This is a genomic window from Kitasatospora sp. NPDC057542, assembly GCF_042801945.1.
Classification (GTDB): domain Bacteria; phylum Actinomycetota; class Actinomycetes; order Streptomycetales; family Streptomycetaceae; genus Kitasatospora.
Window position 1 is genome coordinate 1 of sequence record NZ_JBHVFE010000342.1, and the last position, 9,960, is coordinate 9,960.

Below are 9,960 nucleotides of genomic sequence, written 5' to 3' on the forward strand. Positions count from 1 at the left end.
GGATGCGGTCGTTCCTGGAGAAGCGGCCCGCGCGCTGGGTGCGCTGACGCCGGGGTTCCCGGGCGCCGCGCTCGCTCGCCCGGGGGCGACGCCGCCCCCGGGCGTCGCGACGGTTCATCGGCGTCGCGAGCGTCATCGACGTCACGACAGTTCGCCGGCGTCACGATCAGCGGATCGCCGCTGCGTCGCGCCAGAGGTCGAGCAGGCCCTGGTCGCCGGTCGCGACGACGTCCCGGGCCTGCCCGAAGGGCAGCCGGTTCCACAGCAGCGGGTAGAGCTCGCGGGCGGGACCGGCGAGGGTCAGGTCGGCCGGCTCGGGGCTCTCGCCGGTGGTGACGGTCGGCGGCTCCTGGGTGATCGTCAGTCGCCAGGAACCGGTGCCGGAGTCGGAGTCGGAGCCGGCGCCGTCGGTGGCCCGGACCTGGAGAGTACGCGGCCGGTCGCTGCGCAGCGTGGACCGGCTGCTGGTCATGAAGCCGCTCACCAGTTCGTCGATGCCGTCCAGGGCCAGCGCGGTGTCCACGGCCGGGCCGGGCGCCCCGGCGGCCGCGTCGGCGTCATGGCGGTGGACGGCGGTCTCGTGCGCCTGGCGCCGGGCCCAGAACGCCAGCGGGCTGGGCGAGGGCAGGAAGCTCCAGCACTCGACGTCAGCGGGCGCTGCGGTGAGCGCGTCCACCAGGGCGGTGTGTCCCTCGCGGTACCAGTCGAGCAGTGTGGCGTCCGAGGGCAGTGGTCCGACGGCGGCCTGCGTGCCCGTCTCGTCCAGCGGCGCCGGCAGGCCCTGCGAGACGATGGCGGCGGCCCAGCGGTGGACGGAGCCGATGTGTCGCAGCAGGTCCGCCAGTTGCCACTCCGGGCAGGTCGGTACGGGGGCGGACAGCTCGGTGCGGGCTGCGGCCTCGGCGAGCCGGTTGCCCTCGCGGCGCAGCGCGTCGATGTGCTCGGTGATCTCCATGGGGTGGAGTCTTCCATCGCGGTCGGCCGCCGGTCGCGGATTTCGGACACTCCTCGGGGTGGTCCGGTCCGGGCCGGGCCGGTTCGGGCCGGTCTGGTTCGGTCCGGTCCGTTTCGGGCCGGGAGATCCAGCCGGGGTGGGACGGGCGCTCCGGCGGTCGGGTCGGATGGTGCGGGGCCGGGCAGATGCCGCGGTGCGCGGTCGCGGACGAGCGCCCGTCGCGGCGGTGGGCCGGGGCGGATGTGGCCCGTGTGATGTCGGCCTCCCGGCGGACGGGCGGATGCTACGGGCCGGTAACGTGAGCGCATGCCGATAACCCGTTCCCTCGTCTCCGCTGTCCGGGCCGGTGGCCGCCGCGCTGCCGGACTCCTCGTCCACCGGGGCTGGCGCTGGGTTCAGCGGACCGGCGCGGTCACCAACCGCAACCCCGGCCCGTACCGGTTCGGCGAGCTGGGGGACGGCACGACCCTCAGCTTCCCGCTCGGGGCGGTGTTCAACGAACAGTGGATCACCATCGGGCCGTTCTCGATCATCGGCGAGCGGGTCACCATCAGCGCCGGCTTCCTGCCCGGGCTCGACCTCGGGCCGGAACCGATCGTGCGGATCGGCGGCGGCTGCGTGATCGGCCGGGACAGCCACATCGTCGGCCACCAGTCGATCGTGATCGGCGACGACGTGTGGACCGGCCCGGGCGTGTACATCAGCGACCAGGCCCACGAGTACCGGGACACCCGGCTGCCGATCGGCAAGCAGTGGCCGCGCAACGAGCCGGTGGAGATCGGCGCGGGCAGCTGGATCGGCACCGGCGCGGTGATCCTGCCGGGCGCGCGGATCGGCCGGAACGTGGTGGTCGCGGCCGGGGCCGCCGTGCGCGGCGAGGTGCCCGACCACAGCGTGGTCGCCGGGGCGCCGGCCAAGGTGGTGCGCCGCTGGACCGAGGAGGAGGGCTGGCAGCCGCCGCTGCGCCACGACGCTCCGCAGCCGGTACCGGACGGTGTGACCGCCGAGCAGCTGCGAGCGCTGGTCGGCTGGGACCTGCGGCTGCCGGGGGAACAGGGCTGACCCCGTCGCCGGGTACCGCACCGGGAGCACCGGCGCCGTGCGCTGGCGACCGGCCTGAACTGCCCCGTGGGGGAGGCCTGTTCGGCGGTGCGGGCGGCGATGGCGGCGGTGATCCGCGGGACACCGGCGGGGTGCGTCGGACCTCCGGGCTGGTCCGAGAGTCGGGCGCACTGTCCTTCGTCGGTGCGTCGGTCCGCCGGCTGTCAGGGCGCGGTGCGGAAGCTGACGACGGCGGTGGTGCCGTTCGGGTGCAGCTCGTACGCGCCCGGGGCGTCGAGCAGTGCGGCGTCGTAGCGGGCGAGTTCGACGCCGTCGACGGCGGCCGCGCCGGCGAGGCAGACCAGGAGGGCGGTGTTCCCGCCGGGGAGGTCGATCGTGGTGGCCACGGTGGCCAGGTCCACGGTGGCCTCGACCCGTCCGCGGCGCGTCATCACGTTGAAGTCCACCACCGGGCCGGCCACCAGCCGACAGTCGGTGGTGGCGTCGCCGGAGAACGCGAACGGCAGGAACGGCGCGTCGACCAGCCGCTCGGTGCCGTCGACGGTGAGCGCCATCCCTGCGCCTTCGACCAGGGTGATCACCCGGTCGATCCCGGGGAACGGGGAGAACGGTCCGGCCGAGGCGACGTCCGCGAGGCTCACCCGCCAGTCGAAGGCGTCCAGCCCGGCTCCGGCCGGGAACCCGGCGACCTCCCTGGTCACCCCGCCCCCGTTGAGCCACGCCGTCGCCGGGCGCTCGCTCGCCCGCAGTACCTGGAAGCGTCCGCTGGTCGTCATGGCTCCGCATCCTGTCACATGGCGGGTGACAGATGACAGATTTCAACATCTGTCATCTGTCATCTGTTGCCCGCCGGCTGTCACCGGTCGTCTGCCACCTGCCGCCCGACCGAGAGTGGCAGGAGTGCCGCCACCGTGGCTGCGACCGCGACCGTGGTGAGGGCCAGTGGCAGCCCGGCCGCGTCGGCGAGGAAGCCGATCACCACCGGGCCGATCAGCATCCCCCCGTAGCCGAGCGAGGAGGCGAACGCGACGCCCTGTGGCCCGCCCGCCGCGCCGGCCCGGGCGATGGCGAGCGGGAAGAGGTTGGCCAGGCCGAGGCCGACCAGCACGAACCCGCAGATCGCCACCGGAACAACCGGGGCGAGGGCGGCGATCAGCATGCCGACCGCGGCCGTCAGTCCGCCCAGCAGCATCAGTCGGGTCTGGCCGAGCCTGATGGACAGCCAGGTGCCGCCGACCCGCCCGCCGGCCATCGCGAACGCGTACGCCCCGTAGCCGGTGGCGGCCACCACGGAGCTCGCATGGACGTCGTCGGTGAGGTGGAGCGTGGTCCAGTCGGCGATCGCGCCCTCGCCGTACGCGGTGCAGAGCGCCGTGAGGCCGAGCAGCAGGACGAGCAGCCGGATGTGCGTTCGTACCGAGCCCGCGTTCGTCCCGGCGCCGTCGGACGGTTCCGCCGCGCGGCCCGTACGGCCCGGAGCGACCGTTGCCGCCGCCGGGCTGCGCAGCAGAACGATGCCGGCGCCGAGGGTGACGGTCATGCCCAGCGCGGCGCTGAGCACGAGCGCCCATGCGGTGCTCAGCGGGCCGGCGAGCAGTCCGCTGACGCCGGTGCCGACCAGCCCGCCGAAGCTGTACCCGGCGTGGAAGCTGGGCATCACGGGCCGTCGCAGCTGCGCGACCAGGTCGACGGCGGCGCTGTTCATCGCGACGTTGGCCCCGCCGTACCCCGCGCCGAACAGCAGCAGCACCCCGCCGAGCGCGGTGACCGAGTGGGCGTGCGCGGGCAGCAGTACGGCGAGGCTGAGCAGGGCGAGCGAGCCGACGGTCACTGGGCGCGAGCCGTACCGCAGGCAGAGCCGGCCGACCATCGGCATGGTGAGGACGGCGCCGATGGACAGGCAGAGCAGGGCGAGCCCGAGGGCGCTGTGCGAGGCGCTGACCTGACTGCGGATGTCCGGGATGCGGACGACCCAGGCCGCGAAGAGGAAGCCGTCGATGGCGAAGAACGCGGTGAGGGCGACACGTGCAGCACCCCAGGGGCTGTCGGTGACCGGGGGTGTGCTGCGAGACTGGGAGGAGGGATCGTCCGGTGGAGTGCGTGAACCGATTTTGTTTCGAAGCGACACAAAGTCACAATAGGGGTGTGCAGCTCTCACCATCAAGCCCGAGGCCCGGTACCGGGAACGACTCCGACGCGCAGCGCGACAGCCACCGCCGCGCGGCTCCCGACCGGGGCCGGACGCTGCTCGGCCCCGCGCTCTCCCTGATCCACACCGGCCAGACGCCGACCCGCTCGGCGCTCACCCGCGCACTGGACGTCACCCGGGCCACCGCCGGCGCGGTCACGGCCGAACTGGAGGCGCTCGGCCTGATCACCGTCGACTCGCGCCCGGCCGGTGGTGGCCGCGGCCGCCCCTCGCACCGGCTCGCGATCGACCCGCAGGGCCCGGTCGTGGTCGCCGGGCAGATCCACGCCGACGGGCTGAGCGTCACCCTGGCCGGCCTCGGCGGGCTGCTCGACCCGCCCCTCCACCTGCCGCTGCCAGCCGCCACCGACCCGGTCCGGATGCTGCGCGCCGTAGCCGTGGCCGGCGCCGAGCTGGCCCGTGCGACCGACCGCCGCTGCCTGGGCGCCGCGCTCGCGCTGCCCAACCCGGTCACCGAGCCGGACGGTACCGCCCTCGCCGCGCTGCACTTCGCCTGGCCCAGCGGCACCCCGGTCGCCGACCTGTACGACGTCGAGGTCGGCCGCGCCGACCACGGTCCGAACGCGCTGCGCCCGCTTCCCACCGTGATCGCCAACGACGCCAACCTGGCCGCGCTCGCCGAGTACCGGCACGGCGCCGGCCGCGGCGCCCGCCACCTGCTCTTCGTCACCTCCGGCCACCGCGGCGTCGGTGGCGCGCTGGTCATCGACGGCCACCTGCACACCGGCAGTGCCGGGCTCGCCCTGGAGGTCGGGCACCTCACCGTCGACCCGCAGGGCCGGCCGTGCATGTGCGGCAACCGGGGCTGTCTCAACTCCGAGACCGACCCCGACGCGCTGTTCGCCGCCGCCGGACTCTCCCCGGAGCCGGGGCGGCCGCTGCTCGACCAGGCGCGTGAGCTGTGCCGGGCGGCCGCGACGGACGACCGGGCGCGGGCGGCGGTGGAGCACGTCATCGACCGGCTCGGGCTCGGCCTGGCGGGCGTCGCCAACATCCTCAACCCCGACCGGGTGGTCCTCAGCGGGCTGCACCTCCACCTGCTGGAGGCCGCGCCCGACCGGTTGCGGTCGGTGGTCGCCGAGCGCAGCCTGTGGGGGCGCAGCGGCCGGGTGCCGATCGTCGGCGCGGAACTGGCGCACAGCGCGCTCGCGGGTGCGGCCGAGCTGGGCTGGGGGCCGTACCTGGCGGATCCGCAGTCGGTGCCCGTTCCGCACTGAAGCGATAAGGGGAAGCTGGCCCCTCGAAAACGGTCACTTATCGTGACTCTCATACACTCGTAGTGAGCAGTGGGGGGTCACCACGAGGGAGACAGCGACCAATGAGCACCCAGCCCGGCACCGAGCCGACCGTCGACATCGACCGCTCGGACCCCGAGTACCGCGCCTGGCTCAAGGAAGCGGTGCGCAAGGTCCAGGCCGACGCCAACCGGTCCGCCGACACCCACCTGCTGCGCTTTCCGCTGCCCGCGGAGTGGGGGATCGACCTCTACCTCAAGGACGAGTCCACCCACCCGACCGGCTCGCTCAAACACCGCCTGGCCCGCTCGCTCTTCCTCTACGGGCTCTGCAACGGCTGGATCCGGCCCGGCAAGCCGGTGATCGAGGCCTCCAGCGGCTCCACGGCCGTCTCCGAGGCGTACTTCGCCCAGCTCATCGGCGTGCCGTTCATCGCCGTGATGGCCAAGAGCACCAGCCAGGCCAAGATCGACCTGATCCAGTTCCACGGCGGCGAGTGTCACCTGGTCGAGCGTTCGGACGAGGTGTACGAGGCCTCCGCCCGGCTCGCCGAGGAGACCGGCGGGCACTACATGGACCAGTTCACCTACGCCGAGCGGGCCACCGACTGGCGTGGCAACAACAACATCGCCGAGTCGGTCTTCGCCCAGCTGCGCCTGGAGCCGCACCCCGAGCCCGCCTGGATCGTGGCCACCGCCGGCACCGGCGGCACCTCGGCGACCATCGCCCGGTACGTGCACTACATGCAGCACGACACCCGGATCTGCGTCGCGGACCCGGAGAACTCCTGCTTCTTCGACGGCTGGGTGCGCCACGACTCGGACGCCGTCTGCGAGAGCGGCTCGCGGATCGAGGGCATCGGACGGCCGCGGATGGAGCCGAGCTTCGTCCCGGGGGCGATCGACCGGATGATGAAGGTGCCGGACGCCGCGTCGATCGCCGCCGTGCGGGTGTTGGAGCAGGTGCTCGGCAAGAAGGCGGGGGCTTCCACCGGGACGGGCCTCTGGAGCGCGCTGCGGATCGTCGCCGAGATGCGGGCAGCAGGGCGGACGGGCAGCGTGGTCGGCCTGATCTGCGACCCGGGGGACCGCTACCTGGACAAGTACTACTCGGACGACTGGCTGGCGGGCGAGCGGATCGACATCGCGCCCTACCGGGCGGCGCTGGAGTCCTTCCTGGCCGGCGGCGCCTGGACGGCCTGACCGGGTCGGAGGCTGTCGGGGGGGGCAGCTGACGGCTGACAGATAACAGCTGACAGCTGACAGATTTCAGACTCTGTTATCTGTCAGCTGTTCGTCGTCACCTCTTCGCTGTCAGCCGTCAGCCGTCAGCCGTCAGCCCTCGGCCGCCACCTCGCCGGATCACCGCCCGCCCGCCCGCGAGGTCGATCCCCGTACGCTTCGGCGCACCATCGTGCTCGTCGTCCCGTAGCACCAGCTCGACCCGCCGCTGTTCCAGCTGCACCCGCTTGCTCGGGTAGAGCAGCGCGTGCAGCTCCTCCGTCGCGGTCGCACCCGCGCCGCGCCCCGCGCCCGGCCCCGCCGTCGGCCGGGCGCGCAGCCGTCGCGCCACCGCGCCGAGGAAGAACACCACGACCAGTCCGGCCGGCAGCAGCAACCCGCCCGCCGCGCCCGTCAGCAGCACACCCATGCCTGCCCAACGGACCGGCGCAGCCGACGAGTTCCCCTGCCGCTCGCCCTACGGCAGCGGCGCCGCCGGCAGGTCGGCCGGGACGAGCAGCTGGAGCTCCTCCGTGGACGGGTCCGCGAGGTGGGCGATTCGTACCGCGTGCCGCTCGACCATGGTCTCGAAGACCTGCCGCGCGGTGCGCCCGTTACCGAAGTTGGGGCCGCGCTCCAGCCCGCCGAAGTGCTCCAGCAGCGCCTTCTCCGTCTCGTCGGAGAGCGCGTACTCGTGTTCGGCGCACTGCGCCCGGGCGATCTCCAGCAGCTCGTCCGCCGTGTAGTCGGGGAAGCCGATGGTGCGTGAGAAGCGGGACGAGACACCGGGGTTGGCGGACAGGAAGCGCTCCATCTCGGCGGTGTAGCCCGCCACGATGACGACCACCTCGTCCCGATGGTCCTCCATCAGCTTGACCAGGGTGTCGATCGCCTCGCGCCCGAAGTCCCGTGCCCCGTCCTCGGGCGCGAGCGCGTACGCCTCGTCGATGAAGAGCACCCCACCACGCGCCCGGTCGAAGGCGGCCGCGGTGCGGATCGCGGTGGAACCGATGTGCTCGCCGACCAGGTCCACCCGGGCCACCTCGACCAGGTGCCCTCGCTGGAGCACCCCGAGCGAGGCGAGGATCTCGCCGTAGAGGCGGGCGACGGTGGTCTTGCCGGTGCCCGGTGCGCCGGTGAAGACCAGGTGCCGGCGCAGCGAGGGCGCCTTGAGCCCGGCCTGGCGGCGGCGCCGGCCGACCGAGATCAGGTCGATCAGCGTGCGCACCTCCTGCTTCACCGTGGCCAGCCCGACCAGCGAGTCCAGCTCGGCGAGCGCCTCCTCGGCCGGCCGGCAGTCCGGGATCGGCGCGATCGCCGCCGAGGCGGCCGCGGACGGTGCCAAGGCCTGGGCAGCGGCGCTCAGTTGGGCCGTCCGCGGTGCCGGTACGTCGGTGGAGCCGAACGGCGGCCCCAGCCCCAGGCCGCGTCCGGACGCGGGCACCGACCCGGGCGCAGGTCCCGCTCCGCCACCGGGGGCGGCGGGAACGGCCGGCACCGGAGCGGCCCCGACGTCGTCCGAGGTGCACCCCTCCGTAACCGGACCCGGCTCGGAGAACTCGAAACCGGCCCTCTGGTTGTGCTCCGCCCGGCACCGGATGAGCTGGGTCCGGCAGCCGTCGATGATGTGGAAGCCGAAGCCCTTGCCCTGCGAGACCCGGCAGTCCTCGAAGGTGCCTCGCCCCTGCGCCGAGACGTACACCCCGGCGTCCGTGCTGGCCCGTACGGTGCAGTCGCGCAGCACCGGGTCGGCGCCCTTGGTGACGATCACGCCGGTGGCCACGTCGGAGATCTCGCAGCCGGTGAGCAGCCCGCTGCTGCCGTGGTCGCGGAACCAGAGCCCGGTGCCCGCCTCCTGCACCCGGCAGGAGGCCAGGGAGACACTGGCCCCGCCGCTGACCGAGACCGCCGAGCTGCGGATCCGGCTGAACGAGCAGCCCTCGGCGGTGGCGGCGGAGTCCCGGTCGAGGACGAACAGGGCATCCGGCAGGTCGTGCAGCGAGCAGTCGGTGAGGGTCAGCCGGGCGCCGTCGCTGACCCACAGCGCCGGGTACTCGCCGGTCGAGCCGTGGATCTGGCAGGACTCGGCGACGGCCTCGGTGCCCTGGTCCCAGACCGACAGCGCCCCGCGCCCGAAGTCTCGGACGGTGCTGTGCGAGAGGCTCAGCCGGGCGCGTCCGCGCAGGTCGGCGCCGTTCTCGGGCAGGTCGTGCACCCGGCAGCCGGTGAGCACCAGCTCGGCCTCGCCGTCCAGGGTCAGACCGTTGCCGGTGACGCGGTGGATCTCGCAGTCGACCAGCCGCCCGCCCGCCTGGGCCTCGGCCTGCACGCCGCTGCCGCGGATCTCGTAGATCTCGCAGCCGGTCAGCTCGGCCGCGCTGCCGGGGTCGGAGAGCAGCACACCGGCGCCGGAAGCATGGTGGACACGGCAGCGGTCCAGGGCCGCGGTGGCGCCGCCGAGGACAGCCAGTCCGGCCTGGCCCGCGGCGGCGACCTCGCAGTCCTCGAAGGCGGCGGCGGTGTCCGCGCCGCGCAGCCGCAGCCCGAGCCCGCCCGGGTTGGTGACCACGCAGCCGCGCAGCGTCGGTCGGGCGCCGCCGGTGATCTCGATCCCGGTGGCCGAGCGGGTCTCGATCCGGCAACCGCCGAAGGCGGGTGTCGCCTCCGGCCCGGTGACCAGGACGGCCGGGGTGGAGCTGTCGCCGCCCTCGACCACCAGGTCGCGCACCGTTGCGGCGGCGGTCACGGTGAGCGCCACCCCGGAGGGCGGGTCGATCCGGACCGTTCCCGGGCCCTGGGCCGGGACGATCGTCACCGGCTTGTCCAGCAGCACGTTCTCCCGGAAGGTGCCCGGCCGGACGGTCACGGTGTCGCCCGGTTCGGCGGCCGCCAGGGCCTCTGTGAGCGTGTCGTACTCGCCCGCGCGGCGACGCCAGCGGGATGCGCTGTCCTGGGTGACCCGGACCCTGTGCTCAGCCATGACGGTCTGTCGTCCCCACCTTCGTCGAGCCGGCGATCAACGGGCCGAACGCGCGGGGGTGCGCGGGCCGCCCGCCCACCGTAGCGCGCCCACGTGGGTGGTCCGGCCGCCCGCGGTCGCGCGGACACCGGTAGCGCTCAGCGCCGCCACAGGTTCCGACCACTTGTTTCAACGAGCGCGCACAGCGGTGGTTCCGTCCGGGACGCGCCGGTTCCAGAACGCAGCGTGCGCCCGGCGCCGGTCGGCGGGCGTGCGAGCCCGCCGTCCGGCGCGGGCGGTCGGCGGTGGGCGGCCGGTAC

At 74.0% G+C, this 9,960-nt stretch carries 8 protein-coding genes; 3 read left to right on the forward strand and 5 right to left on the reverse strand.

Annotated features, from left to right (window positions below; translation table 11 throughout):
* Window positions 1-166: 166 nt before the first annotated feature.
* Window positions 167-955: a maleylpyruvate isomerase N-terminal domain-containing protein gene (locus tag ACFU7Y_RS31895; protein WP_380770467.1), complete on the reverse strand. Its 789-nt coding sequence runs from the start codon at window positions 953-955 to the stop codon at window positions 167-169.
* A gap of 306 nt (window positions 956-1,261) precedes the next feature.
* Here ACFU7Y_RS31895 and ACFU7Y_RS31900 point away from each other — a divergent pair, with 306 nt between their 5' ends.
* Entirely contained in the window at window positions 1,262-2,017 is a 756-nt protein-coding gene (locus ACFU7Y_RS31900; protein WP_224281348.1) for a DapH/DapD/GlmU-related protein, read from the forward strand.
* Window positions 2,018-2,220: 203 nt separating this feature from the next.
* Here the strand turns inward: ACFU7Y_RS31900 and ACFU7Y_RS31905 are convergent, their stop codons facing one another.
* Window positions 2,221-2,793 (reverse strand): HutD family protein, encoded by a 573-nt coding sequence (locus ACFU7Y_RS31905; RefSeq protein ID WP_224281349.1) that lies wholly within the window; start codon window positions 2,791-2,793, stop codon window positions 2,221-2,223.
* An 80-nt stretch (window positions 2,794-2,873) separates the two neighbouring features.
* Window positions 2,874-4,145 (reverse strand): MFS transporter, encoded by a 1,272-nt coding sequence (locus ACFU7Y_RS31910; RefSeq protein WP_380770468.1) that lies wholly within the window; start codon window positions 4,143-4,145, stop codon window positions 2,874-2,876.
* 17 nt (window positions 4,146-4,162) lie between these two features.
* On the opposite strand from ACFU7Y_RS31910, the gene ACFU7Y_RS31915 reads away from it, so the two are divergent.
* Window positions 4,163-5,443 (forward strand): ROK family protein, encoded by a 1,281-nt coding sequence (locus ACFU7Y_RS31915; RefSeq protein WP_380770469.1) that lies wholly within the window; start codon window positions 4,163-4,165, stop codon window positions 5,441-5,443.
* A 101-nt stretch (window positions 5,444-5,544) separates the two neighbouring features.
* Window positions 5,545-6,663: a PLP-dependent cysteine synthase family protein gene (locus tag ACFU7Y_RS31920; protein ID WP_380770470.1), complete on the forward strand. Its 1,119-nt coding sequence runs from the start codon at window positions 5,545-5,547 to the stop codon at window positions 6,661-6,663.
* 118 nt (window positions 6,664-6,781) lie between these two features.
* Here the strand turns inward: ACFU7Y_RS31920 and ACFU7Y_RS31925 are convergent, their stop codons facing one another.
* Together ACFU7Y_RS31925 and ACFU7Y_RS31930 are read right to left on the reverse strand one after the other, a co-directional pair.
* On the reverse strand, window positions 6,782-7,111 hold the full coding sequence (locus ACFU7Y_RS31925; protein WP_380770471.1) for a DUF6191 domain-containing protein: 330 nt from the start codon (window positions 7,109-7,111) through the stop codon (window positions 6,782-6,784).
* Between the two features lie 48 nt (window positions 7,112-7,159).
* Window positions 7,160-9,661, reverse strand: a complete 2,502-nt coding sequence (locus ACFU7Y_RS31930; protein ID WP_224283835.1) for a right-handed parallel beta-helix repeat-containing protein — start codon at window positions 9,659-9,661, stop codon at window positions 7,160-7,162.
* Window positions 9,662-9,960: the final 299 nt, after the last annotated feature.